This is a genomic window from Streptomyces sp. NBC_00289, from assembly GCF_041435115.1.
In the GTDB taxonomy this organism is placed as follows: domain Bacteria; phylum Actinomycetota; class Actinomycetes; order Streptomycetales; family Streptomycetaceae; genus Streptomyces.
Genome location: NZ_CP108046.1, coordinates 1,353,656 through 1,377,158, shown reverse-complemented (window position 1 = coordinate 1,377,158; position 23,503 = coordinate 1,353,656). Strand labels below are relative to the sequence as shown.

General features: G+C 69.7%; 22 protein-coding genes and 1 pseudogene. 16 read left to right on the top strand and 7 right to left on the bottom strand.

Going from position 1 to position 23,503, the window contains the following annotated elements:
- The first annotated feature begins 33 nt into the window (after positions 1-33).
- The 7 genes from OG985_RS06825 to OG985_RS06795 are packed head-to-tail and all read left to right on the top strand — an operon-like array spanning position 34 to position 6,503.
- On the top strand, positions 34-1,218 hold the full coding sequence (locus OG985_RS06825; RefSeq protein ID WP_371667313.1) for an ATP-binding protein: 1,185 nt from the start codon (positions 34-36) through the stop codon (positions 1,216-1,218).
- Positions 1,215-2,063, top strand: coding sequence for a roadblock/LC7 domain-containing protein (locus OG985_RS06820; protein WP_371667312.1), 849 nt, complete (start codon positions 1,215-1,217; stop codon positions 2,061-2,063). Before OG985_RS06825 ends, OG985_RS06820 begins: the two co-directional genes overlap by 4 nt.
- Positions 2,056-2,439 (top strand): DUF742 domain-containing protein, encoded by a 384-nt coding sequence (locus OG985_RS06815; RefSeq protein ID WP_371667311.1) that lies wholly within the window; start codon positions 2,056-2,058, stop codon positions 2,437-2,439. The genes OG985_RS06820 and OG985_RS06815 overlap by 8 nt, the downstream gene beginning before the upstream one ends.
- A 3-nt stretch (positions 2,440-2,442) precedes the next feature.
- Entirely contained in the window at positions 2,443-3,003 is a 561-nt protein-coding gene (locus OG985_RS06810; RefSeq protein WP_371667310.1) for an ATP/GTP-binding protein, read from the top strand.
- Positions 3,004-3,013: 10 nt separating this feature from the next.
- Complete coding sequence (locus tag OG985_RS06805; protein WP_371667309.1) at positions 3,014-4,384, top strand: cytochrome P450; 1,371 nt, start codon at positions 3,014-3,016, stop codon at positions 4,382-4,384.
- 59 nt (positions 4,385-4,443) lie between these two features.
- The gene (locus tag OG985_RS06800; protein ID WP_371667308.1) at positions 4,444-5,724 is read left to right on the top strand and encodes a cytochrome P450; all 1,281 of its coding nucleotides are present in this window, start codon (positions 4,444-4,446) and stop codon (positions 5,722-5,724) included.
- A complete protein-coding gene (locus OG985_RS06795) occupies positions 5,721-6,503 on the top strand; it encodes an enoyl-CoA hydratase/isomerase family protein (RefSeq protein ID WP_371667307.1) in 783 nt (260 codons plus the stop codon). Before OG985_RS06800 ends, OG985_RS06795 begins: the two co-directional genes overlap by 4 nt.
- A gap of 74 nt (positions 6,504-6,577) precedes the next feature.
- Here the strand turns inward: OG985_RS06795 and rox are convergent, their stop codons facing one another.
- Complete coding sequence (rox, locus tag OG985_RS06790; protein WP_371667306.1) at positions 6,578-8,005, bottom strand: rifampin monooxygenase; 1,428 nt, start codon at positions 8,003-8,005, stop codon at positions 6,578-6,580.
- Between the two features lie 367 nt (positions 8,006-8,372).
- On the opposite strand from rox, the gene OG985_RS06785 reads away from it, so the two are divergent.
- A complete protein-coding gene (locus OG985_RS06785; RefSeq protein WP_371667305.1) occupies positions 8,373-9,230 on the top strand; it encodes a DMT family transporter in 858 nt (285 codons plus the stop codon).
- A gap of 261 nt (positions 9,231-9,491) precedes the next feature.
- On the opposite strand, the gene OG985_RS06780 is transcribed toward OG985_RS06785, so the two are convergent.
- Positions 9,492-9,977 carry a DUF3618 domain-containing protein gene (locus tag OG985_RS06780; protein ID WP_371667304.1) on the bottom strand — a complete coding sequence of 162 codons (486 nt, stop codon included), beginning with the start codon at positions 9,975-9,977 and terminating at the stop codon, positions 9,492-9,494.
- Positions 9,974-10,402, bottom strand: coding sequence for a phage holin family protein (locus tag OG985_RS06775; protein ID WP_371674283.1), 429 nt, complete (start codon positions 10,400-10,402; stop codon positions 9,974-9,976). The genes OG985_RS06780 and OG985_RS06775 overlap by 4 nt, the downstream gene beginning before the upstream one ends.
- Positions 10,403-10,578: 176 nt before the next feature.
- Here OG985_RS06775 and OG985_RS06770 point away from each other — a divergent pair, with 176 nt between their 5' ends.
- The 5 genes from OG985_RS06770 (at position 10,579) to OG985_RS06750 (ending at position 14,764) form a co-directional block, all read left to right on the top strand.
- A complete protein-coding gene (locus tag OG985_RS06770) occupies positions 10,579-11,676 on the top strand; it encodes a YihY/virulence factor BrkB family protein (RefSeq protein ID WP_371667303.1) in 1,098 nt (365 codons plus the stop codon).
- Between the two features lie 168 nt (positions 11,677-11,844).
- On the top strand, positions 11,845-12,444 hold the full coding sequence (locus tag OG985_RS06765; protein WP_371667302.1) for a TlpA family protein disulfide reductase: 600 nt from the start codon (positions 11,845-11,847) through the stop codon (positions 12,442-12,444).
- Positions 12,445-12,454: 10 nt separating this feature from the next.
- On the top strand, positions 12,455-13,120 hold the full coding sequence (locus OG985_RS06760) for an HAD family hydrolase (RefSeq protein ID WP_371667301.1): 666 nt from the start codon (positions 12,455-12,457) through the stop codon (positions 13,118-13,120).
- 80 nt (positions 13,121-13,200) lie between these two features.
- Positions 13,201-14,058 carry an alpha/beta fold hydrolase gene (locus OG985_RS06755; protein WP_371667300.1) on the top strand — a complete coding sequence of 286 codons (858 nt, stop codon included), beginning with the start codon at positions 13,201-13,203 and terminating at the stop codon, positions 14,056-14,058.
- Between the two features lie 235 nt (positions 14,059-14,293).
- Positions 14,294-14,764 (top strand): hypothetical protein, encoded by a 471-nt coding sequence (locus tag OG985_RS06750; protein ID WP_371667299.1) that lies wholly within the window; start codon positions 14,294-14,296, stop codon positions 14,762-14,764.
- 60 nt (positions 14,765-14,824) lie between these two features.
- On the opposite strand, the gene OG985_RS06745 is transcribed toward OG985_RS06750, so the two are convergent.
- Positions 14,825-16,405 (bottom strand): IS1182 family transposase, encoded by a 1,581-nt coding sequence (locus tag OG985_RS06745; protein WP_371666829.1) that lies wholly within the window; start codon positions 16,403-16,405, stop codon positions 14,825-14,827.
- A 522-nt stretch (positions 16,406-16,927) separates the two neighbouring features.
- Here OG985_RS06745 and OG985_RS06740 point away from each other — a divergent pair.
- Together OG985_RS06740 and OG985_RS06735 are read left to right on the top strand one after the other, a co-directional pair.
- A complete protein-coding gene (locus tag OG985_RS06740) occupies positions 16,928-17,497 on the top strand; it encodes an SLATT domain-containing protein (protein ID WP_371667298.1) in 570 nt (189 codons plus the stop codon).
- A gap of 595 nt (positions 17,498-18,092) precedes the next feature.
- On the top strand, positions 18,093-18,599 hold the full coding sequence (locus tag OG985_RS06735; RefSeq protein ID WP_371667297.1) for a hypothetical protein: 507 nt from the start codon (positions 18,093-18,095) through the stop codon (positions 18,597-18,599).
- 49 nt (positions 18,600-18,648) lie between these two features.
- On the opposite strand, the pseudogene OG985_RS06730 reads toward OG985_RS06735, so the two are convergent.
- From OG985_RS06730 to OG985_RS06720, 3 genes and pseudogenes are all read right to left on the bottom strand, one after another.
- Positions 18,649-18,915, bottom strand: a pseudogene (locus OG985_RS06730) (hypothetical protein); the annotation flags it as partial.
- A gap of 226 nt (positions 18,916-19,141) precedes the next feature.
- Positions 19,142-20,809: an amidohydrolase gene (locus OG985_RS06725; RefSeq protein ID WP_371667296.1), complete on the bottom strand. Its 1,668-nt coding sequence runs from the start codon at positions 20,807-20,809 to the stop codon at positions 19,142-19,144.
- Positions 20,810-20,866: 57 nt separating this feature from the next.
- Entirely contained in the window at positions 20,867-22,390 is a 1,524-nt protein-coding gene (locus OG985_RS06720; RefSeq protein ID WP_371667295.1) for an APC family permease, read from the bottom strand.
- 160 nt (positions 22,391-22,550) lie between these two features.
- Between OG985_RS06720 and OG985_RS06715 the strand changes: the two genes are divergently transcribed.
- Positions 22,551-23,258, top strand: coding sequence for a TetR/AcrR family transcriptional regulator (locus OG985_RS06715; RefSeq protein WP_371667294.1), 708 nt, complete (start codon positions 22,551-22,553; stop codon positions 23,256-23,258).
- Positions 23,259-23,503: the final 245 nt, after the last annotated feature.

The following is a 23,503-nucleotide window of genomic DNA, read 5'->3' as shown; positions in this document are numbered from 1 at the left end:
ACGTCTGCATTTCATGCGTCGGGAAAGGTTTCCATGAATCGAGACACCCTTGCGTGGTGCCTGGCTGCGGTTGCGGCGATAGCCGTCGCCGCGGTGGTAGTGCTCGTCGTCCGCAACAGAGCCCTGAGTGAGAGGAAGCGGCAGGCCGAAGACGCGCTGACGCAGCGCCTGAAGGTGACCGAAAGTCAACTGATCGCGTCACGAATCGAGTTGCAGAAGTACACGCAGGAGCTTGACGGGACGATCCGGGAGGCCGAGGAGGCGGCGGAGGAGAGCACCAAGGCGGTCCTCAAGGGTGCTGCCCGCTTCCTGCAGAGTCTCGCCGCCGAACAGATGGCGCTCCTCGAAGGGGTCCAGCGGAAGTACGGCGGTCATGCCGTGCTCGGCGATCTGCTGGAAGTGAACCACGCCAACGCGCAGATGGCGCGCAAGGCGCAGGGCATCGCGGTGCTGTGCGGTGCGCCGGTCGGCCGCCGCAGCCGACCCGCGAGCGTCTACGACGTGGTGCGCAGCGCTCAGGGGCAGATCCGCAACTTCCGACGTGTCGAGATCATGCAGCAGACCGGCTTCGCGCTGAAGGCGTCCGCCGTCTCTCCCGTCGCGCTCGCCGTGGCCGAACTGCTCGACAACGCCGCCAGCTTCTCCCAGCAGGACGCGCCGATCGAGGTGACGTTCCAGCGGGTCCAGAGCAACCTCTGCATCATCATCGACGACGCGGGCGTCAGCATGAGCGACGAGGACCGGCAGACGGCGAGCGCGCTGTTGTCCGGAGACTTCGTCCCCCGCCTGTCGCAGCTGGGCAACCAGCCGAAGTTCGGTTTCCCCGTGATCGGCCTGCTCGCCCGCCACTACGGGTTCCGGGTCGACGTCACCGGCGTCTCCCGCTACGGCGGTGTCCGCGCGGTCGTCCTGCTGCCCGAGGAGCTGTGGACCGAGGAGCAGGCGCCACCACCGGTGGAAGAGGCTCCGGTGAGCAGGATCCGCAGCGCCGGGGGGCGGACGCAGGATGTGACGCGCACGGCGCACGGCCTGCCCAAGCGCGGGGCCCGGCAGGTACCGGTCGCCAGCGTTCCCGACAGTGACGACGTCCGGTCGTCCTCGCGGACGCCCGAGGAGGCCGGCCGCGCGTCGGGCCGCAGCCTGGGTGCCTTCCAGCGAGGCACTCTTTCGGGCCGCAACCTCGATCCCGCGCCCACCGAAGGGTCCGAAGACGCATGAGCGCAGACCTGTCGTGGATGCTCGAGGACATCGTCACCAACGTGCCCAAGGCGCGGCATGCCGTCCTGCTGTCCGCGGACGGCCTTCCCCGGGGAGCCACCGAGGGCCTTGTCGAGAAGGATGTGCGCACCATCTCCGCCGCCATGGCGGGGATGCAGTCGCTCAGCCGGGCCACGTCCCACTTCGCCGGGCTGTCGGAGGACCGGGAGTGGCACCAGACGATCATCGAGTTCTCCCACGGGTGGATCTTCCTGATCGGAGCGGGGCAGGGTGCCTACCTGGCCGCCGCCGCGGCGCCCGACGTCGACATGCAGCAGATCTCCTTCCGTATGCACCGGCTTGTCGCCAGGTTGGGCAACAACCTCACCTCACCGCCGCGGGTGAACACGGAGGAGTCGGCCCGGGAAGCTCACGGTGCGCGGGCCCGGCGCGAGGAGACGGGCGGTGCGGACAGCGTGCTCGCCGATCTCGACGAGGTGATCGCCGACGTCAAGGGCGCCCGGCACGCCGTACTGCTGGGATCCGACGGTCTGCCCCGCGGAACGACCTCCGGGATGCACCGGGACCTGGCGGACACGATCTCCGCGGCCATGACGGGCATCCACGCCTACAGCCGTGTCACGTCGCAGTTCGCGGGAGTGCGTGACGACGCCGAGTGGCGGCAGACCGTCATCGAGTTCCAGCACGGCTGGATCTTCCTGATCGCGGCCAGCCACGGCACCTTCCTGGCAGCTGCCGCCGAACACGACTCCAACATCGAGGAGTTCACCACCCGCCTGCACGAGGTGGTGCCCCGCCTGAGCAAGCAGGGGACACCGCGGGGGGAGGCAGGCAGCGATGTCTGACGAGCATGGCCCGGACCTGGAACTGACATCCGCATTAGTGCCTCTCTTCGTGATCACGAACGGGCGTGGCCTGCCTCCGGACCAGGAGTACGAGCGCACCGCCCTCGTGACCGCGCACAAGGGTGCCTCGGCCGCGGCCCGCGCGCTGGCGCCCGAGGCGCGGACGATCATGGACCTGGTCGAGGACGGCTTCCTGTCCGTGGCCGAGGTGGCCGGTCACACGCACCTGCCGCTGGGCATCGTGCGCATCCTCCTGGCGCAGATGGAGGAGAGCGGTCTGATCCTCGTGAGGAAGTCCGTGCCGCGCGCCGAACGGGTCGACAGAGAACTGCTCGGCGCCGTGCTGGACGGCCTCAAATCCCGATTCGGAGCGTGACCTGTGTACCTGGATCCAGACGTCTCCCGCTCGGTGAAGATCCTTGTCGTGGGTCACTTCGGGGTCGGGAAGACCACCTGCATCGGCAGCATCTCCGAGATCGAGCCGCTGCAGACCGAGGAAGAGATCACCGAGGCCAGCGAGGGCTTCGACGACCTGTCGGGCACACCGGACAAGACGACCACCACCGTCGCCATGGACTTCGGCCGGCTGACCCTCAGCGAAACGCTGGTCCTCTACATCTTCGGAACGCCCGGGCAGGAGCGCTTCAAGGAGATGTGGGAGGAGCTGTCCCGGGGCGCGCTGGGCGCGCTGGTCCTCGTCGACCCGCAGCGGTTGCACGAGTCCTTCCCGGTGCTGGACCTGGTCGAGAGCTTCGGCCTGACGTACGCCATCGGCGTCAACCACTTCGAGGGCGCCACCACCTACCCGATCGAGGAAGTCCGTGAGGCGCTGAACCTCCCCGCGGACACCCCCATCGTGGGCTGCGACGTGCGCGACCAGCACTCCGCGGCCCAGGCACTCATCACCCTCGTGAAGCACCTCATGTCCCTACTCGGCTAGGAGCTCCGGTATGCAACAGCATTACGACACGCAGGGGATACCGCCCGGTTGCCCGGCGCACGGGAACCTTCCCCTGTACGGCCCCGAGTTCGGCTCCGACCCCGAGGGCAGCTACGCCTACCTGCGCTCGCTCGGCCCGAGCGCACCCGTCGACATCGCTCCCGACGTCCAGGTGGAGCTGATCACCAGCTACGACGCCGCCCTGTACATCCTCCAGAACCCCGCGTCCTTCGTCCGTGACTCCCGCCGCTGGAACGCCCTGAACGAAGGCCGCGTCCCCATGGACAGCCCGGCCGTGCCCATGATGGGCTACCGCCCCAACGCGCTGTTCAGCGACGGAGCGGCGCACGCCCGCCTCCGTCAGGCGGTCACCGACAGCCTGGCCACCGTCAACGAACACCGGCTCCTGCGGCAGACCCAGCAGTCCGCCGACTACCTGATCAGCCGCTTCAGTGCCGAAGCCCGCGGCCAGGCCGAGCTGATGGCCTCCTACGCCCAGCCCCTGCCGCTGTTGGTCTTCAGCGACCTGTTCGGCTGCCCGCCCGAGATCGGCGACCGTGTGATCGTCGGGATCAGCGGCATCTTCGACGGCACCGCCGGCGCCGACCAGGTGCTGGGCGGGGCACTCGCCGAGCTGATCGCACTCAAGCGGCGCGCCCCCGGAGCGGACCTGACGACGCGTCTGATGGAGCACTCCGCTCAGTTGACCGACGAGGAGGTGCTGCACCAGCTCGTCACCCTGCTCTCCGGCGGAACGGCGCCGCTGGCGGCCGCCATCGGCACCAGCACCGCGCTGTACCTCAGTGAGGAATGGCAGGCCGGCCTGCCGGTCGAGGACGCGGTGTCACAGACCCTGTGGAACTACGCGCCGATCGCCAACTACGCGGCGCACTACCCGACCCACGATGCCGAACTCGGCGGCAGGATCCTCAGGGCCAACGACCCGGTCCTGATCTCGTTCGCGGCGGCCAACACCGACCCCAAGCTGACCGAGCACCGCGAACAGCTCAGTGCGAAGGCGCACTTGGCGTTCGGTGCGGGCCCCCACGCGTGCCCCGCCAAGGACCCCGCGTTCATGATCGCGGTCACGGCTGTCGAGTCGCTCCTCCACCGGCTGCCCGATCTCGAGGTGCGCGTCCCGTTCACGTCGCTCTCCTGGGCGCCGTCGCCGTGGAGCCGCACGCTGGTGACCCTTCCGGTCCGGTTTACGCCCCGTACGGTGACGTCGGCCGCCTCGGAGCCCGCGAGCCCTCAGCATCCGCAGCCTTCGGCGCAGGCCGCGCAGCGTTCCGCTCCTCCGGTGTCGCGGGGGGCGTCCACGGCGGCTCCGCATGCCAAGGGCCTGTTCAGCCGCTTCCTTGCCTGGACCAGGGGGGAGTGACGTAGGTAACCCTCACCCTTCCGCTTTTGGTGGATGGTTCAAGAACCTTGTGGGTACGTATGGCGGCTGATGCTCAGGAAGGAGCCGTCATCGTGGTGGTTGCCGCAAACGCGTCGCACGACCGCCGTTCAGCCGTCACCCTCTTCTCCCGTCTCCGTACGGCGAAGGGGCAGGCCGATCCCTTCCCCATCTATACGGCGTTGCGGTCCATGGGCGGAGTCAGCCCTGCTCCCTGGGGCGGCTCCCTCGTGACCAGCTTCGACCTCTGCGACCAGGTGCTCCGCAGTCGGCACTGGCTCGAGCCCGACAAGCGCTGGCGCGACCAGCAGGGCCCGGGCACCCGCTGGAACGCACCCTCCTCACGGGAGATGAGCAACACCCTGCCCGCGCTCAACCCCCCGGACCACACCCGAATACGGAGGGCGGCCGGCACGTTCGGCCGCCCCGCCCTGCAACGGATCGGCCGGACGATAAGCCGGACGACCGACCAGCTCCTCTCCGGCCTGGCCGAGCAACTCCACGCCGGCGAGGCCGACTTCGCCGCCCTGGTGAGCGAGGAACTGCCCGTCGCCGCCATCGGCGACTGGCTAGCCCTGCCGACCGCCGACCGTTCGCGCCTGCGCCGGCTGACCCACGACCAGGTGTTCACCCAGGAACTGCTGCCCTCCGCCAGCCAGTTGGCGCGCTCGGACGCCGCCACAGCCGAGCTACGCGCCTACTTCATGGACCTGGTGCGTCACCGGCGTACCCACCCGGGCGAGGATCCCGTGTCGGGCTGGATACGGACATGGGACGCCATCGAACCGGACCGCGACAAAGCCGATGAAGCGGTCTACTTTCTGGCCCTGTTCGTCCTGCTCGCGGCACTGGAGACCACCTCCAGCCTGCTGTCGATCATGACACTGCGCCTCGTCGAGCACCCGGAGCGGTGGGACACGGTCGCCACCCGCCCCGACCTGGTGCCCGCGTTCGTCGAGGAGACGCTGCGCTACGACCCGCCCACGCACGTGATCAGCCGTATCGCCGCGAAGGACTGCGTCCTCGGGGGAATCGAGATCCGCAAGGACGACATGGCCCACCTCATGGTGGGCGCGGCACACTGGGATCCGGCCCGGCACACGGATCCCGAACGTTTCGACCTCCAACGCAAACCCGACCATCTCGCCTTCAGCGGAGGCATCCACTACTGCCTCGGCGCGCCGCTCGCACGGCTGGAAGCCCAGACCCTCCTCCATCAACTGGTCAGACGCCTGCCCCGCCTCACCCTCGTACGCCGCCCGGCGTGGGCTCCAAGGGTGGCGTTCCGGCGTCTGCTGAACCTGGACGTCGCCCTCGCATGACCGAAACCGGCAGTATCCTTTCCGCGCACAGACGTGAAGCCGTGGCCGTCGAGCAGGACGGCCCCGTGCTTCGCGTCCGGCTCAACCCCTCGGGGAAGGACGACACGCTCGGCGTCGCCGTCCTCGACGACCTCATCGCCCTCCTCGACGACCTCCACGAACGACCCGACGTCCGCATCCTGCACCTGTCGTCCCTGGGTGAGGACTTCTGCCTGGGAGCCGACCGCGGCGAGTACCAGGAGGCGCTGGCCGCGGATCCGACCGGGGCCGCCCTGCGCCGTATCGCGGACAAGGCGCACCGGCTGTGCCAGGCCCTGGAGATCACCCACGCGGTCACGATCGCCCAGCTCCACGGCAAAGTCATCGGCGCCGGTCTCGCGCTCGCCTCCTTCTGCGACCTGCGCGCAGGCGCGGACACCTGCCGCTTCCGGATGCCGGAGGTGGGCCTGGGTCTCCCGCCGGCCTGGGGAGGTGCCATGGGCCGCCTCGTAGCGGAGGCCGGTGCCGCACGAATCCGCGAACTCATGCTCACCTGCGACACGTTCGACGCACCCACCGCGCACCGGCTCGGCCTCCTGCACAAGGTCGTCCCCCTCGACCAGCTGGACCAGGCCGTCAACGCCTGGACGAGACCACTGGTCCGGCGCGCGCCGGAAGCCCTCATCCTGACCAAACGCATGCTGGCCGGCTACGCACGCGCCGATCGCACCGCCGACATCACTCTCCTCGACTCCCACCTCCTGACCGCCCAGCTCAACCACCCCCCGGTCCGCGGCTGACTCCCGGCGGGAGAGGGCCATGGGGCAGCCGTACGGCGCGGGGCGCGGTCCCCGTCCCCGAAGCGACTCCGCGCTCAGCCGACCGCGGCGCCGAACCACTTGGGCAGCTGGTCGTGCAGATCCCGCTCGTCTTCACCGGCCCACGCCACGTGGCCGTCGGGCCGCAACAGAACGGCGGGCACGTCCAGTTCCCCGCTGACGTCGACGACGTGGTCGACCCGATCCGCCCAGCCCGTCACCGAGAGCCGACCGGTCCGGTCGAGCAGCAGTCCGCGGCCGCCGTGCATCAACTCGTAGAGGCGGCCACGCTTCAGCCCGACGTCCCGCAACCGTCGGCCGAGCAGTTCGTGCCCCTCGCCGAGGTCGTAACGGATGCCGATCGCCGAGATCTTCTCGATGAGGTAGCGGTTCACGTCTTCGAACTCGACCAGTTCCGACATCAGCCGCCGTACCGAGCGGGGCCCGGGCTCGGTGGACATCAGCTGGATCTGCGCGCGGGTGTTGTCCAGCACGTCGGCGGCCACCGGGTGCCGTTCGGCGTGATAGGTGTCCAACAGCCCTTCCGGCGCCCAGCCGTTCACCTCGGCGGCCAGTTTCCAGCCGAGGTTGAACGCGTCCTGGACGCCGAGATTGAGGCCCTGCCCGCCGGTCGGGGGGTGGACGTGCGCCGCGTCGCCGGCCAGCAGCACCCGGCCGACCCGGTAGCGGTCGGCGAGCCGGGTGGCGTCGCCGAAGCGGGAGATCCACCGCGGTGAGTGCACGCCGAAGTCGGTTCCGGCGAACGTCCGCAGCTGGTCGGCGAGTTCACCAAGGGTCGGCGCCGTCGCACGGTCCTCGGCCACCCCCTCGGCGGGCACGACGACGCGGTACACCCCGTCCTTCAGGGGCATGAAGCCGAACCGCAGCTGGGTCTTGCGGACTTCTGCCGACGCGGCGGCCAGCGTCTCCGCCGGCACGGTCACCTTCACCTCGCCCAGGAGTGTCTCGACCCGGGAGGGCTCACCGGGGAAGCCGACGCCGAGCAGCTTGCGCACCGTGCTGCGGCCGCCGTCGCAGCCGGCCAGATGGCGCGAGCGCAGCCGCGTGCCGTCCGCCAGCTCGACGGTCACCCCCTGTTCGTCCTGACTCAGCCCGACCAGTTCACAGCCTCGGCGGATCTCGGTGCCCAGTTCGGTGGCTCGTTCGGTCAGCAATCGTTCGGTGACCTCCTGCGGGATGTGAAGGACGTAGGAGTGTGCGGTGTCCAGCCGGTCGGGCCACGATGTGCCGAGGCCGGCGAAGAAGCCGCCGACCGTGACCTGCTTGCCGAGCGCGAGGAACCGCTCCAGCAGACCGCGCTGGTCCATCACCTCGACACTGCGGGCGTGCAGGCCCTGCGCGCGGGACTGTACGGTCGGTTCGGCCTCCTTCTCCAGCACGAGCACGTGCACGCCGTGCAGCCGCAACTCGCCGGCCAGCATCAGGCCGGTCGGTCCGCCGCCGGCAATGATCACGTCGATCATCAAGATCCCCCATGGTGCAGGACTGCGTTTCGGTTCGGCCGGCTGCGCTGCGAGGTCAGCGGCGCGCACGCCCGCATCCGCGCGCACAGCGCCCGCGGCCACGTCGCGATTCCCGCCGACGGTCCCACGCCCCGCGAGACCACGCGTCGACGAAAACGCATGTGTTTCGCGAGTCGCCGATTTCCGCAGGTTCCGGCTTTCGGTCGGAGATTCTGCAGCACGACCCGGGTCTTGTGGCAAGGCCCCCACTGCGCTATATCTTGACAGTGGCAAGGAGTGGGAACTCCTTGCCTTTTGTTTTGCCGTCACAGGTGCTCACGGAGTACCCGAGGAGGCTGCCACTCCCGTTACGGGGCATGGTGGAAGGGTGACCATACTGGCCGCGCTGTTCGCCGTCCTGGGTGCCGCAAGCAACGCGCTGGGTACCGTCTTCCAACGCAAGGCAGCCTCCACCGTCCCGAGTGGTGGTGGTCTACGGCTCATCCTCACCCTGGCCCGGAAGCCGGCCTGGCTGATCGGCATCGGCGGCGTCGTCGGCGCGGCCCTGTTCCAGGCGCTGGCGCTGCTGAACGGGCCCATCGCCCTGGTGCAGCCGCTGTTCATCATGGAACTGCCGTTCGCCCTGCTGTTCGCCATCCCGCTGCTGCACCGGCGCTTGCCCGGGGCGGGCTGGTGGGCCGTGGCGGGTGTCGTCGGGGGTCTGAGCCTGCTGCTCGCGGCAGCCGCGCCGACGGGTGCGCGGGACCAGGCGTCGATGGCTCGGTGGATCCCGGCGCTGGTGCTGTGCCTGGGGGCGGTGGGCGTGCTGGTCGTGCTGGCCCGGCAGAAGCGTTCGTCCCTGTTCCGGGCGGCCGTGCTCGGCAGCGCGTCGGCCATCAGCAACGCCCTGACCGCAGCCCTGCTGAAGTCGGCGACGAGTACCTTCGCCGACGACGGCCTGGGCGCGTTCCTCTCGACGTGGCAGACCTACGGGTTCGCCGTCACCGGGGTGGGCGCCGTCCTGCTCCTGGAGAACGCGCTCCAGGCGGGCTCGCTGGCGGCCTCGCAACCCGCCCTGACCATCGGCGACGCCACGGTCAGCCTGCTGCTGGGCGTCAGCCTGTTCGGGGAGAGCATCCGCACGGGGTGGTGGCTGGTGCCCGAGGCGATCGGAGCCGGTCTCATCGTGTGGGGCGTGCTGCGGCTGACCCGGGTGGTACCGCACGTGCGCGACCTGGCGGGGTGACCCGACGCCGTCGCGCGTCGCACGTGGTGGAGAGGCGCTCGTCGCCCGTGAACGGCGTGGCTTTCGTGCCGGCTCGCTCGGGCGTCACGACGAGCGGGTGGCACCGCCGGGAGGTGTCGCGGGGTCCGGTGGTCACCTCCCGTACGGCGCCGGCCCCGGCACCGGCTCACGCACCGGCGCCGTCAGCCTGGCGGGGGAGGTGGCAGGAGCATGCCGTTTCATGACGGTCCTGGTCGCCCTGAAACCTCCCCCTCATCCGCTTCAGCCCTTGCCGCCGCGGCGGCAGGCCAGCCACAGCACGACGGCCGCGCCCCCCACCGCCAGGAGCAGGTTGCGGTTGTCGCGGGCCAACTGCGCTCCCTGTGCCGTCTTGTGCCGTACCGGCTCCGGAGCCTTGTCCTCCCACAGCCGGCCGGCCTGTGCGGCCTTGGCCCTGGCCTGCTCGGCGGCCTGGGTGGCGGTCTCCTTGACCGGGTCGGGGAGCTTGTCCTGCACTTGGTGGGCGACGTCGGCGGCCTTGGCCTTCAGCTCCTCCGCCTTGGCCAGCGTCTGTCCCTTCAGCTCGCCTGTCCTGGCGGCGGCCTGGTCCTTGACCTCGGCGGCCTTGGCCTGGGCGCGGGCCTTCACATCCGTCCTGGCCGAGAGTGCGTCGACCGTCTCGCCGAGTTCGTGGCGGGTCTGCTCGACCTGCTCACGCAGTTCCTCGGGGCTGGAGGCGGTGGAGTCGTCGTGGGGTGGCTGGGTCATCGCTGCGCGCTCTCCTTGATCTCGGCCACGTCGGCCTTCACGTTCTCGATCGTCTTCTCGGGCGTGGGCGGTGCGGCCTCACTGACCTGCTTCTTCCCGGTCGCGGCCATCACCGCGGCGATCACGCCGAGCACCGCCGTCACGATGAGGGCCGCGGCCCATACCGACAGCGGTTCCGCCAAGGCGGCGATCGCGGTGGCCACGAGGGCCTCAAGCATCAGGAACCCGACGAGGCCGGCGCCGCCGAACAGCCCGCCGCCCTTGCCGTAGCGCTTGCCCTTCTCTTTCATCTCCGCCTGAGCCAGGCGCAGTTCGCCGCGTACCAGCTCGGTCAGCTGCTGTGACGCGCGCGCCACCAGCTCGCCCACCGGCTCCGCGCCCTGCGTCTGCCGGCCCGATCCCTGATGGGGCTGTGTACTCGACATGGCGATCACCTCCCGTCACTCGCTTCTTCCGCCGAGCGCGCTGCGGCGCCCGGTCGTGAGCGCGCGAGTACCCCGATACGGCCAGTTCACCGGGGTGACCTGACGGACGGCTGCCGACAGCACGGTTTGCCGCAATGCGGGGGAATGGGCCGGTACGCAGTGGTTACACGGTCAATATGACTCGAATACCAAAAATCGGACAAAATCAGTCGGGAGTCGCCGAGCGCCGCGCGGCTCCGGAACGCGGCCGGGATTCCGGCCCACCCGCTTCGGCCGATGACTCCAGGGAGCGGTTTGGGCCCGGTCCCGAGGCGGAGCGGAAGGCGCCGGACACGCCGGGCAAGCTGCCGAAGCAATCATGGCGTGCGGTGCTCAAGGGCAGTCTGCGAGAGTTCAAGGACGACGAGCTGACCGACCGGGCCGCGGCTCTGACCTACTACGGAATCCTCGCGCTGTTCCCGGCTCTGCTGGCGTTGGTGTCGTTGCTGGGCCTCACCGGCAGGTCGACGACGGACAAGTTGCTGAACAACCTCCAGCAGTTCGCTCCCGGCTCGGCCCGAGACATCATCACGAGTGCGGTGCAGCAGATGCAGGGGCGCGGCGGCCTCGGCTCGATCATGGCGATCGTCGGGCTGGCGCTGGCCATCTGGTCGGCGTCCGGGTACGTGGCGGCGTTCACCCGGGCCGCCAACGCCGTGTACGACATGCCCGAGGGCCGGCCGGCGTGGAAGATCCTTCCCGTGCGCGTCGGCGTGACGGTGGCGCTGCTGATACTCGCCGTGGTCAGCGCGCTGATCGTGGTCTTCACCGGCGCTCTCGCACGTCAGGCCGGCACGGCTCTGGGTATCGGCGACACCGCTCTGACGGTGTGGTCGATCGCCAAGTGGCCGGTCCTGGTCGTTCTCGTCACCACCATGATCGCGATTCTGTACTGGGCGACCCCCAACGCCAAGGTGAAGGGGTTCCGGTGGATCACCCCGGGCAGCGTCCTGGCCCTGGTGATCTGGCTGATCGCCTCCGCCGGGTTCGCCCTCTACGTCGCCAACTTCGCCTCGTACAACAAGACCTACGGCACCATGGCCGGCGTGATCGTCTTCCTGGTCTGGCTGTGGATCAGCAACCTGGCGATCCTGCTGGGCCTGGAGTTCGACGCCGAGACCCTGCGGCAGCGGGCCATCGCCGGCGGCCACCCGGCGGAGAAGGAGCCGTACACGCAGCCGCGCGACACACGCAAGTGGGACGAGCAGGACCGACGCCGCATGGACAGCCGCTGATACCTGTGGCGTGTCCGCGTGGGTCCGGGGTGAGCAGAACCCAGTCCATGAACCGATGGGCATGTGCCCCAACTCCGCGGCATGCCACAGGAGTCCTCGCGAAACGGTGCTGACAGGCACTCAGGGGGTCGGCGTCTCGGAGCGGTTCGGCCGTGCGAAACTTTTCACATGGGTCGCAGCCGTACAGTCAGCGCCGTCGGATTCGCCGCGATGGTGGTCGTGAGTGCGGCGGCCTTGTCAGCCTGCGATGGTGGCGGGTCCGCCGGCAAAGGCAGCCGGACCGAATTCGTCGCAGGCGCGGACGGTGTCTCCACCGTGCCCAAGGGTGAACGGCGGCTCCCGAACGAGTTGAGAGGCGACACTCTCCAGGGGAAGCATCTCGACGTCGCCGACCTCAAAGGGAAGATCGTCGTGATCAACGTCTGGGGATCCACGTGTCCGCCCTGCCGCGCCGAAGCACCCCTCTTCTCGAAGGTCGCCCGGGAAACCAGGGCCAAGGGTGTGGCGTTCGTCGGGATCGACACCCGCGACGCCAGTCGGACGGCCGGCCTGGCCTTCGAAGCGAACCACGGCGTCACCTATCCCAGTCTGTACGACCCGGTGGGGAAGCTGGTCCTCTACGGCTTCCCCAGGGGCAGCCTGAACCCGCAGGCCATTCCGTCCACGATCGTTCTCGACCGGGAAGGAAAGATCGCGGCCCGCGCGTTGCAGCCGCTCTCCGGTGAACGGCTGCACAAAATGATCGACCCGCTGATCGGGGAGAAGTGATGCGGGCGTGATGAGCGAACCTGCCCGGGCCGCTTCCCGGAAGTGTGTCCTGTTCGACGTCGACGGCACGCTGATCGACGCCCTGGACAACCAGCGACGGGTATGGACGACGTGGGCGAGTCGATACGGACTGGATCCTGACACGGTCTACCGGACGGCGCTGCGGACGAGGCCCTCGGAGACCTTCGCGGTGGTCGCTCCGGATCGGGACCCGCGGCAGTGCCTGGCCGCGTTGCACGAACTGGAGGACGAAGACGTCCGGTCAGGTGTCTATACCGCCTTCGAAGGTGCCTCCCAGCTGCTGACCGACCTGCCCTTGGGATGCTGGGGACTGGTGACCTCGAACTACGAGCACCGGGTGCGAGGGCGGTTCGCCCGGACCGGACTGCCGGTTCCCGTCGTGGTCGTGGACGCTGCCGCCGTGGAGGAAGGGAAGCCGTCCCCGGTTCCCTACCTGCTGGCCGCCGAGCGGCTCGGGGCCGCACCGGAGGACTGCCTGGTCATCGAGGACGCGCCGTCCGGAGTCGCCTCCGGACTGCGGGCGGGCATGACGGTGTGGGGAGTCAACGTTCCCGTCGCTGTTGACGGGGTCCACCGGCACTTCGAGAGCCTGCGCGAGGCGGTCCCCGACATCCTCGCCTTCGCGACCGGAGGACACCGGCCGTCCGTCGGGTGATCGTCGTACCGTTGTCACCAGCGGTGGCCACGTGCCAGCCCCGCGCGGATGCACAACGGGCGCGGTGAGGAGACGTCGCGATGGCCGAGCGCATGATCGACGCGGACGGTGTGGAGCTGTGCACCGAGGCCTTCGGTGACCGGTCGGACCCGCCGGTTCTGCTCATCATGGGCACGGGGGCGTCGATGCTCTGGTGGGAGGAGGGTTTCTGCCGGATGCTCGCTGAGGGCGGACGGTTCGTGATCCGTTACGACCATCGCGACACCGGCCGATCGGTCACCTATCAGGCGGGCCATCCCGGCTACACCGGCGCCGACCTGGTCGGCGACGCCGTCAGTGTGCTCGACGCCCACGGCATTCCGGCCGCCCACGTGGTGGGCGTCTCGGCCGGAGGGGCGTTGGCGCAGCGGGTCGCGCTCGACCATGCGGATCGAGTCCTCTCGCTCGTGCTGATCAGCACCTCGCGTGCGGTGTCCGGCGGCGGCCGCGAACTGCCCCCGCCGACCGAGGAGTTCGTTCGGTTCGTGTCGTCCGCGGAGGTCGACTGGTCGCGGACCGCCTCGGTGATCGACTACCTCGTCGCCTACTCGCGTGTACTCGCGGGAGGCATGCGCCCCTTCGACGAGACCGCCGTCCGCGACCTGGTCCGTCGCGATGTCGAGCGTGCGCACGACTTCGCCGCTGTACGCAACCACGACTCACTTCCAGACGGTGAGCGTGCGCGAGAGACCCTGGCGGCCGTCTCCGTGCCCACGCTGGTGATCCACGGGACCGCGGACCCGATGTTCCCGTTCGGGCACGGCGAGTCGCTCGCGGAAGAGATCCCCGCCGCGCGGCTGCTGGCTCTGCCCGGTGCCGGCCATGGGGTCGACCGAGCGGACTGGGAGACCGTCGTCCGCGCGCTCATCACGCACACCGCCACGGAGGCAGGGCCTTAGCCTGGGCTTACGGTCTGTGGCCGTCGAAGAGGCCACCGTGCCGGTAGACGACCACGCCGGGACAAGGGGTGTCACGCCCACGGCGCACCGCTGGTGCTGTCGCCATGAGGCGTGAACCGGCCATTACAGCAAGGCTGTTCGAGTCAATCGTCGTACGTGTGGACGCCGCGGCGGCTATTTTGCTTCCGGTCCCGAGCAGCGGGACCGTTCGCCCCCGCCGCAGAGAGCCGAGTCGATGACCGTGCCCGCCTCCGTCCCGCCGCCACCCGTCACCCCGCCGGTTCCCGCCGCCCAAGGCCGACCCTCCGCCCGGTGGCGGGCACCCCTCATCGCGGCGCTCGTGGCCGCCGGCGCGGGAGTGTGCCTCGGCTGGCTGATCTGGGCCGGCGGCGACAGCGCGGCGGCCGGCGCCGGTCTCGGCGACGCGCGGGCCGACGCGGTGGGCGCGTGTCAGGCGTTCGGCCGAGTCCCGGAACTGAGCGCCGTCTACGTCGACTCCGACCGTGCGTCCCAGGCCCGCTACAACCGGGCGGGTGCCGCCGCCGCGCTGGCCCATTCCGCGGCCCAGTTGGACGGCGACTACAAACGCCTGGACACCGCGATGCAGGACGTCATGCGCCGTCTGCAGACGTACGACGTGAAGGACGCCGGCGCGGTGGCCGCCCACAAGAAGGTACGCACCCTCTGCTCGGCGTACGACGGCTAGAAGGCTGATGAAGATCTTGGTGAGGGGCTGTCCGGCCGTCAGGCCGGACAGCCCCTCCGGTCATGTAGTGGCTGGTGCGAGGTGCCAGGTGCCACTGGTGTGGGTGAGTCCGAGGTTGATCAGTCGGCGGAGGTTGAGGGCGGCGGCCCGGGTGTGGAGCCAGGTGTTGTTCTTGATGGTGCCGCGGTAGCGCAGGCGCCGGTTGCCGTGGTGGACGAGCCAGGCGACGGCGCGTTCGACCGGTGGTCTCCAGCGGCGGTAGTCGGCCTGCCAGCCAGGGTCGGTGGCGGCCTGGTGGCGGGCGGCTGTCTGGAGGTCGTGGTGCGGTCGGATGGTCAGGATGCGTCCGGCCTTGGCTTTGGTGCACCGCTCGCGCAGGTGGCATGCGGTGCATAAGTCCCCGAAAGAGGCTTTGCGTTGGTGGTGCTGCCCGCCGGGGTCGGACAGGGCCACGGCGTGTCCGGCCGGGCAGGTCACGATGGCGGCTGTGGTGTCGATGGCGAAGTCGTCGAGGATGAAACCGCCGGGGATGGCGGGTCGCAGTGGGGCGGGTTTGAGGAACAGCCGGTGGCCGGCCTCGTGGAGGGTCTGGCGGGCGTCGGCGGCGGAGTAGGCGGTGTCGCCGAAGACGTCCAGCGGGTCGTCCTCGTCGGCGAGCAGGTCCAGGCCGACGGCGGCCTCGTGGTGTTCGGCTCCGGCGCCGGGCCGCAGGGCGACGGCGGTGTATAAGCCGGTCTCGGGCTCGATGGCCAGGTGGGCCTTGAAGCCGTCCTGCTGGTGGCTGCGGGTCTTGTGGATGTGCCGGGCTTCGGGATCGACGGTGGAGAGCATCCGGCTGGGAGCGGTGCCTTGGGTGATGCGCCAGCGTCCGTCGCGGCCGTCGGAGTCCTCGGCGGGCTCGACGTCCTGGCCGGCGACCAGGGCCAGGATGCCCACCACGTTCGCGGCTTTGTCGCCGAGTTGCTGGTCTGGCAGGTGGCCCAGCAGTCGCAGGGCATCGGTGACCAGCGCGTCGACCAGCTCGGCGCGGGCCTGCTCGTCGTTCCAGGCGATGCGGGGCTTGCCCGGGTCGGTGTAGTCGTGGGCGGTGCACTGCGCAGCGACGACCGCGTCGGCGCCGGGGACCTCGCGGATCACCGCGCGGACGGCGGCGATGAGCTGGGTGACGGTGTCCTGGGTGGCGACCGCGTCGTCCAGCACGGTGGAGTCCAGCGCCCGGCGGTGCTTGCCCTTGAGGACTCCGGTGGCCTTCACGACCTCGCGCACGGCCTCGAAGATGCGGTTGGGGCGGGCGGAACGGGCCAGCCGGCGGCGGAAGTAGGCCAGCAGCGACGGGTCGAAGGCCATGTCGTGCAGGCCCAGCCCGCAGGCGGCCTTCCACCGCAGGTCGCACCGCAGCTCCTGGACCGTCTCGAAGTCCGACAGCCCGTTAAGGGCCTGCAAGGTGATCGCGGCGGCCAGAATCTGCGGCGGCATGCTCGGCCGTCCGTTCGCCGACGGGTACATGTCCACGAACATCTCAGCCGGGAACAGCTCGCCGCGGTGCTCGGCCAGGAACGCGAACACACTCCCTGCCGGGATCAACTCCCGGCAGGTCTCCCACACGTCCGGCCCGACCATCTCGCCGACCCACTCACCCATCGCCACATGGCGAGTCTGGCCCTGCCGCTGACGCGGCAGGGCCAGAACCCAAGATCTTCATGAGCCTTCTAGGGTCCGTTGTTCGGATCACCGCCCCCCGGCCGCGAGGCCGTTCCGCGCGCAGGGCGCGAATCGGGCGCTGCCGACAGCCGACGGACAGGCGGATGGCACAACAGGCCCGCGCCTCCGGCCCCTTGGGTCCATGGGCCTGGTCAGGTGGGGTGCAGTCGCTCATTGCCCGTTCAGTGATGGGGTGTTGGTACAGGCGCGCTTGGCCGGACGGGCGCGCTTGCCCGGACCGGCTCAGCTGCCCGATCGAGGGCGCTTCCGGCCCGCTCGGCTGTCCGTCAGCTGATCGAGCGAGGGATTCGACCAAATCCGTTGCGCGGTGTTGCTCTGCCCATATTCTGGGTCCTTGCCCTGACAGGCCTTCAGCAAGCGGGCCGCAGGAACGAGAGAAACGGTGCATCGTGGACAAGATCCACGTTTTGCATCGTGAGTCAACCATAACCGGGGGCGGGCATGCGGTGGACGTCAGGAAGAAGCGCACTCTACGAGTGGCATGCCGATATCGGGGCCCAGTTCCCAGAGTGTGACCAAATAGTACGAAGGCTGCTGGTCAGGCATCAGAAGCGCTCGCACTTCTTCGCGCGGGCATCCGTTTTCTGGTTCCGTCTTTTTGGTGGGCTCGAAGTGGTGATGGGAGTGATTCTCCCGCTTCTCTTCATCTACCCCCAGACGCAGAACAACGTGGGCCTTCTGGCCACAGTCAGCGTGCTCGTTGCGGTATTCGCGGCGCTGAGTGCATTTTGGGGCTGGCGAGAGAACTGGGGGACTTACAGAGCCCAGAACATTCTTCTCGCCGAAGCTCTTGCGACGTGGGAGCTGACCTTGATAGAGATCATCAGCAGCAACACTCCCGATCAGAAGAAGCAGGCTCTGAGTAAAACAAAGGAAGTGGTGGTCAACCTTTTCGCGATCCTGAACCAGGAGCATGAGACCTATTTCTCCGCTGTTCAGTCGCCCGAGGACATTGTGGCGACGATCAACAGGAGAAGCGCTCAGCGTAGCGCCCGGAGCGAGGTCCCGTAGGGCGTCCAGGGTGCCACCCGGGGAGTGTGCGGTCCGTACTGCCGCGTGAACCTGGCCGACATCCCCTCGTCTCGGGCCGCCCGCATGCCATCGCGGCGCCACGTACCGTCTTGCGCGAACTGCCCCCTGCGACTGGTGTGTTGGGGGTAGGCTCGAACGGTTCACGGATGTCGGCTTTGGCCGGAGACTTCATGCGCAGGTGCGCCTGGGGTGCCCAGTTCGCGTCGCCATCCAGCACGGTTCCCCTTGTCCGGGACAAGTCGTGGAGGTTGACGCATGCCCGTGTGGCCGGCGCGCCCGTTTTTCGTTGCCCTGTTCCTGCTGCCCCTCACGGCAGTCGTGTTGCTGTCGGCACCCGCATGGCTGACGTGGCCTTTCCTTCCGTCCCGGCGCCAGGATGTCGTGTTGGCCGTCCTTGACCGGCTTGTTCAGTGGACCCGTGCGGTGATGCCCTGTGCAGACCGTGGCGGGTCCGGGGCGCAATGACGAGATCACCCGAAGTCCGAAGGTGAACGCTCGTCAGCGTTCGCCCGTACCTCTCGTCGTAAGGTGTCCGCCGTGCGGGCAGGAACAGCCTGGATACGGAGCGAGCGACGTGCCCCAGCCACAACTGCGAACGCGCACCGGCCGCGCCCCCTCCGCCACCCGTCTGGTGCGTGGCGCCGCGGTCGGCGCCAGCCTGGCCCTTCTGCCCCTGGCGACGGCGTGCGGCGGTGCCGAAGACGACTCGGCCGTCGGGAAGAAGGCTTCGAAGACCCCGGCGATCTCGGCCGTCAAGGCCGAGGTCGTGGCGCCCGCGAAGGTCGAGGTCATCGCGAGCCTGACGAACTGCAAGGCCAAGATCCGCGTCGAGGCGGACGAGTTGCGCCAGGGTGTCTGCCACACCAAGAAGGCCGACTACCTCATCACGACGTTCCCCGAGGAGCGGTTCCAGCAGACCTGGCTGGACACCGCCGGCATGTACCAGGGCGATTTCCTGGTGGGATTCCGCTGGGTGATCAGCGCCGAGCTACAGTCGCTCGAGCAGTTCCGCCCCAAGGTGGGCGGCACCATCGTCCACATGTCCGGCATGGGCCCCAGCGCCGCCCCGAGCCCCTCCTGACGCCTCGGTCCGGCGCACCACACGCAGACGCTTGTCGGCCCGGGGCGGCTCACGCCTCCGGCATCGACGGCCATCGCGCCGGGTGCCCGGGTGGTAGCCGCAGGTCCTCGCGTACGGCCGCGTAGTAGCCCTCGCGGCCGGCACGCTGGCGCTCCAGCAGCACCTGCCAGGCCTGCGGGTCGCGCGTGCCCTCGCGCAGGAACCGCTCCATCTCCATCACCACGGTCACCCAGACCCGGGCTCGCTCCACAACCTCCCGGCTGCCCAGCATGATCAGAGCCTCGTCGGACGGATCGCGGTCGTCGTTCGCCTGGGCCAGCTCGCATGCTTCGGTCGCACGATTGCCAATTCCGCGCCGGTGAAGGCGGACAGCTGGGTCTTCCTGAATACCGACTACGGTGACTTCACCGACACCGCTGTCTACAACTGACCCGCGACAGCCGGCGACTGTCCCCCTGCCCGAGCATTCCGGGTAGGGGGTTTCGTATGCCGGGGAAGCGTCCGAGCCGACCGCGCGGGTTCGGTGCGTGCTGGGCCGGACGTCAGGCGTCCGGGGTCGCGTGGACGCGTTCGCCTTCCACGAAGGTCTCCAGGACGCGGGTGGTGGCGATCTCCTCGGGTGGGCCGGAGAAGGGGTCGCGGTCGAGGAGGACGAGGTCGGCCGACTTGCCGACGGTGATGCTGCCGGTGCTGTCGTCGAGGTGGTTCACGTAGGCGCTGCCGGCCGTGTACGCGGCGATGGCGGCTCCCAGGTCGAGGCGCTGCTGGGGAAGGAAGGCGGGGGTGCCTTCGGGCGCCCCCTGGGCGATGCGGTTGACGGCGACGTGGATGGCCTGGAGCGGGTCGGGGCTGCTGACCGGCCAGTCGCTGCCCGCGGCCAGGGTCGCTCCGGCGCGCAGGAGATCGCCGAAGGGATACTGCCGGGTGCCGCGTTCCGCGCCGAGGAAGGGCAGGGTCAGTTCGTCCATCTGCGGTTCGTGGGCGGCCCACAGCATTTGCAGGTTGGCGCTCGCGCCCAGAGTGCGGAAGCGCGGCACGTCGTGGGGATGGACGACCTGGAGGTGTGCGAGGTGGTGCCGTGTGTCGCGCCAGCCGTTGGCCGTCCGGGCGGCCTCCACGGCATCGAGCGCCTCACGTACCGCGCGGTCGCCCAGCGCGTGGAAGTGGACCTGGAAGCCGGACGCGTCGAGTTCGGTGACGTGTTTCCGCAGCTCGCCCGGGTCGACGAAGCTGATGCCGCTGTTGTCCGAGGTGCAGCCGCAGCCGGTCAGATAGGGGTCGAGCATGGCGGCGGTGTGGTTCTCGGCGATGCCGTCCTGCATGATCTTCACGGTGGTGGCGTGGAACCGGTCCCGGCTCAACTCCTCCCTGCGGGAGAGGAGTTCGGCGATCTGCTCGGTGCCGCGCTCGCGGTCCCACCACAGGGCGCCGACGACGCGGGCGGTGAGCAGGCCCCGGTCGTGGGCGGTCAGGTAGGCGGGCGACGGATCGGTCATGTTGGCGTAGGTGCCGATGATGGCGTCCTGCCAGGCGGTGACGCCGTGGGAGTGCAGCACGGCCTGGGCGCGGAGCAGGCCGGCGAGCTGCTGTTCCGGCGTGGGATCCGGCACCAGTCTTCCCACGAGGTGGACCGCGCCCTCCTGGAGCGTCCCGGTCGGGTTGCCGTCGGCGTCGCGCTCGATGCGGCCGTCGGCGGGGTCGGGGGTGCGGGAGTCGATGCCGGCACGCTCCAGTGCCCGGCTGTTGACCCAGGCGCCGTGATGGTCGCGGTTGGGCAGGAAGACGGGGCGGTCGGGGACGATCGCGTCGAGGGCGCCGGCGGTGGGAGTGCCGCCCGGGAACGCCTCCAGGGACCAGCCGCCGCCGGTGATCCACTCGATGTCCGGGTGCTCATCGGCGTACGCCTTGATCCTGCGCAGGTACTCGGCGGGGTCGACGGTGTCGGCGAGGTGGCACAGGCCGAGCTCGATACCCGCGCCCTGCGGGTGGACGTGAGCGTCCTGGAAGCCGGGCAACAGCAGCTTTCCGGCGAGGTCGACCACCTCGGTGCGCGGCCCGATCAGCTCGTGCACCTCGTGGTGGCCGACGGCGGCGATCCGTCCGTGGCGCACGGCCACGGCGGTGGCGCGGCTGCGGGCGGGATCGACGGTGTGCACGGGGCCGCCGGTGAGAACGAGGTCGGCCGGCCCCGTGGCCGAGTGGTGTGACATGGGGTGAACTCCGTGGGAAGGCGGGGAACGCGGTGATGGTGGGGAGGGGGTGAGGGCTCAGACCGCCGTGTGGTCCATCGGGAGGGTGAGGGATTCGGCGTCGGTGCCGCGCCCGGTCGTGAAGTACCGGGAGCGGCGCACGTACTTGGCGTAGGCGGCCATACCGAGCCCGGTCAGCACGATCGCGGCGGGCAGCGAGAACATGAACCAGCCGTTGTCCGGGCTCAGTTCGAAGTGGTCACTCATGGTCAGGTAGGAGTATCCGAGGTAGCCGCCGAGGCTGAGCAGGACCAGCGCGGACACCGTGGGCACGCCGACGGCGAGCAGTGCCTCGCGGGCTCCCTCGCGAAGGGCGGAGCGGAAGCGTACGGCGCAGGCGAGCGCGGTGAGGCCGTAGTAGAGGGCGACGACGAGGCCGATGGCGTTGACAGCGGCCAGCAGCATGTCGCTCAGCTTGGGTATCGCGACGGCGAGCAGGGCGATCACAGCGGCGATGGTCGTGACGACGAGCGTGCCGAGGGCGGGAGTTCCGTAGCGCGAGTGGACGCGGGTCCACAGCGGCCCCATGGTGCGGTCGCGGCCCATGGCGAGCAGTCCGCGCGCTGTGGGAATCAGGGTGGCCTGCACGGAGGCGACCGCGGAGAACATCAGCGCGATCAGAGGCAGGGTCGCCCACGGCTCGGCGGCCAGTTTCTCCCCGAGGTAGGGAAGCGCCTGGGGGCCGTTGCGGACGAGTTCGGCCAGGCTCATCTCCCGCTGGAAGGCGACCGAGGCGAAGAGGAAGAGGCCGAGCATGGCGAAGAGGGCGATGAGGCCTCCGCGGGCCGCGTCGCCCGGGCTTCTGGTCTCCTCGTTGACGCTGAAGGCCGCGTCCCAGCCCCAGAAGAAGAAGACCGCGAGGACCATGCCCTGGGCGAAGGCGGTGCCGTCGGTGATCTCGAAGGGGTTGAACCACGAGAGCGACACGGCGTGGTCGCCGGTGACCAGGGCCCAGCCGCAGAAGCCCAGCAGCACCGTGTACTCGAAGATGAGCAGGGCGAACTGGAACCGGGTGGCGGCCCGCATTCCGGTGACGGTGAGTGCTGCCAGGGCGAGGAGGATCACCAGTCCGACCGCCGTGCTGACACCGGTGGACGTCGGATCGAGTGCGATGCCGGCGAGTGTGTGCAGACCTGCCTTGTTGGCCAGGATCAGAACGACCGAGCCCATGATCGCGCTGGTGTAGGCGCAGAAGATGAGCGAGCCGACCACGGTGACCCAGCCGGTCAGGAAGCCGGGCCAGGGGCCGAGGGACTTGCCGACCCACACGTAGCCGTTGCCGCAGTTCGGTTCCGAGCGGTTGAGACGGGCGTACGCGGTGGCGATGCCGAGCACCGGAAGGAATGCCAGGAGCAGGAGGGCGGGGGCCTGGAGGCCGACGATGGACGCGATCGTGCCCATGCCGATGGCGATGCTGGTGGTGGCCGCGGTGCTGGACGCGGCGATGGCGACGCCGTCGACGACACCGAGGGAACGGCGCAGGGCGGGTTGGGCCTCGGCCGACGGGCTCGGCTGTGAGGACGGGGGGAGTGCGGATGACATGGAGGGCTCCTCGGGGACGAGGGAGTGGGAAGAGCCGCGCGGAATGCGATGGAACAGCGTGCGTCCACATTGCGTCAATCCTGTTGACGTAAGGGGGGTGCGGGTCGTTCACTGCCGATACGCAGTACGCGGTCGGCGCGCGACGAGAGGAATCCCGGTCATGTCCACCCGTGTCCCGCAGGAACGCAGACGCCGACGGCCCACCCGCTCCGGGGTTCTGCTGTCCCAGGACCTGATCGTGGAGACCGCCCTGCGGCTGATCGGCGAACACGGTCCCGACGCGCTGAGCGTGCGCCGGCTCGGGGCGGCACTGGGCTGCGACCCGACCGCTCTCTACCGCTACTTCCACGGCACCGACGACCTGGTGCTCGCCATCGCCGACCGGATCATCGGCGACGCGATGGCGGGGTTCGTCCCCGGGGACGACTGGGTGGCCTCGCTGCGGGAGATGGCCCGGCGCGTACGCGCCGGATACCTCGCCCATCCCCGGGCGGCGGCCATGGCATCGCACCGGGTCACGCGCCGCGAGAACGAGATGCGGGCCGTGGAGGCGGGCGTCGGCCTGCTGCTGTCCGCGGGCTTCGAGCCGGCCAAGGCCGTACGGCTCTACCTGGCCTTCATCGACACCGTCCTCAGCCACGCGGCCACGGAGGCGGCGTTCAAGGCGCTCCCGCGGCAACAACGCGAGGCCGACCAGCGGGCGTGGAGAGACGTCTACCAGGGCTTGGACCCTGCCCTGTACCCGGCGCTCAACGCGGTGCGACGGGAGCTGTCCGGGCTGACGGACAGCACCTTCGAGGAAGCGGTGGACCTCGTGCTGGAGGCCCTGGCGGCTCGCGCTCCGGCGGGGCGGGGCACGGACGGTTGAACGATGCCGGGAAGCTGCCCCGCCGTTGCGAGGCGGGTGGAGCCAGGCGCCCGGCCCATGGGCCTGATCGCGGCCCGCGCCCGGTTCGGCACGACGGCCGGCTCCGGGTCGTGCAGGTCAGGAACGCCGGATCGTGCCAGGTCAGGAGCGCGTCGCGGACCACAACGTGTTCCCGGCTGCCGAGGTACGGGAGGGGACGGACCGCGGCGTGAGGTGGCCGGGCATCGGGAGGGGGCAGTTCAGCA

What these genes read in the sequence shown, in the direction of transcription:
- OG985_RS06825 (WP_371667313.1), top strand. Translation starts at nt 34, where the DNA reads ATGAATCGAGACACCCTTGCGTGGTGCCTGGCTGCGGTTGCGGCGATA.
- OG985_RS06820 (WP_371667312.1), top strand. Translation starts at nt 1,215, where the DNA reads ATGAGCGCAGACCTGTCGTGGATGCTCGAGGACATCGTCACCAACGTG.
- OG985_RS06815 (WP_371667311.1), top strand. Translation starts at nt 2,056, where the DNA reads ATGTCTGACGAGCATGGCCCGGACCTGGAACTGACATCCGCATTAGTG.
- OG985_RS06805 (WP_371667309.1), top strand. Translation starts at nt 3,014, where the DNA reads ATGCAACAGCATTACGACACGCAGGGGATACCGCCCGGTTGCCCGGCG.
- OG985_RS06800 (WP_371667308.1), top strand. Translation starts at nt 4,444, where the DNA reads ATGGCGGCTGATGCTCAGGAAGGAGCCGTCATCGTGGTGGTTGCCGCA.
- OG985_RS06795 (WP_371667307.1), top strand. Translation starts at nt 5,721, where the DNA reads ATGACCGAAACCGGCAGTATCCTTTCCGCGCACAGACGTGAAGCCGTG.
- rox (WP_371667306.1), bottom strand. Translation starts at nt 8,005, where the DNA reads ATGATCGACGTGATCATTGCCGGCGGCGGACCGACCGGCCTGATGCTG.
- OG985_RS06780 (WP_371667304.1), bottom strand. Translation starts at nt 9,977, where the DNA reads ATGACCCAGCCACCCCACGACGACTCCACCGCCTCCAGCCCCGAGGAA.
- OG985_RS06775 (WP_371674283.1), bottom strand. Translation starts at nt 10,402, where the DNA reads ATGTCGAGTACACAGCCCCATCAGGGATCGGGCCGGCAGACGCAGGGC.
- OG985_RS06770 (WP_371667303.1), top strand. Translation starts at nt 10,579, where the DNA reads ATGACTCGAATACCAAAAATCGGACAAAATCAGTCGGGAGTCGCCGAG.
- OG985_RS06765 (WP_371667302.1), top strand. Translation starts at nt 11,845, where the DNA reads ATGGGTCGCAGCCGTACAGTCAGCGCCGTCGGATTCGCCGCGATGGTG.
- OG985_RS06760 (WP_371667301.1), top strand. Translation starts at nt 12,455, where the DNA reads ATGAGCGAACCTGCCCGGGCCGCTTCCCGGAAGTGTGTCCTGTTCGAC.
- OG985_RS06755 (WP_371667300.1), top strand. Translation starts at nt 13,201, where the DNA reads ATGGCCGAGCGCATGATCGACGCGGACGGTGTGGAGCTGTGCACCGAG.
- OG985_RS06750 (WP_371667299.1), top strand. Translation starts at nt 14,294, where the DNA reads ATGACCGTGCCCGCCTCCGTCCCGCCGCCACCCGTCACCCCGCCGGTT.
- OG985_RS06745 (WP_371666829.1), bottom strand. Translation starts at nt 16,405, where the DNA reads ATGGGTGAGTGGGTCGGCGAGATGGTCGGGCCGGACGTGTGGGAGACC.
- OG985_RS06740 (WP_371667298.1), top strand. Translation starts at nt 16,928, where the DNA reads ATGCGGTGGACGTCAGGAAGAAGCGCACTCTACGAGTGGCATGCCGAT.
- OG985_RS06725 (WP_371667296.1), bottom strand. Translation starts at nt 20,809, where the DNA reads ATGTCACACCACTCGGCCACGGGGCCGGCCGACCTCGTTCTCACCGGC.
- OG985_RS06720 (WP_371667295.1), bottom strand. Translation starts at nt 22,390, where the DNA reads ATGTCATCCGCACTCCCCCCGTCCTCACAGCCGAGCCCGTCGGCCGAG.
- OG985_RS06715 (WP_371667294.1), top strand. Translation starts at nt 22,551, where the DNA reads ATGTCCACCCGTGTCCCGCAGGAACGCAGACGCCGACGGCCCACCCGC.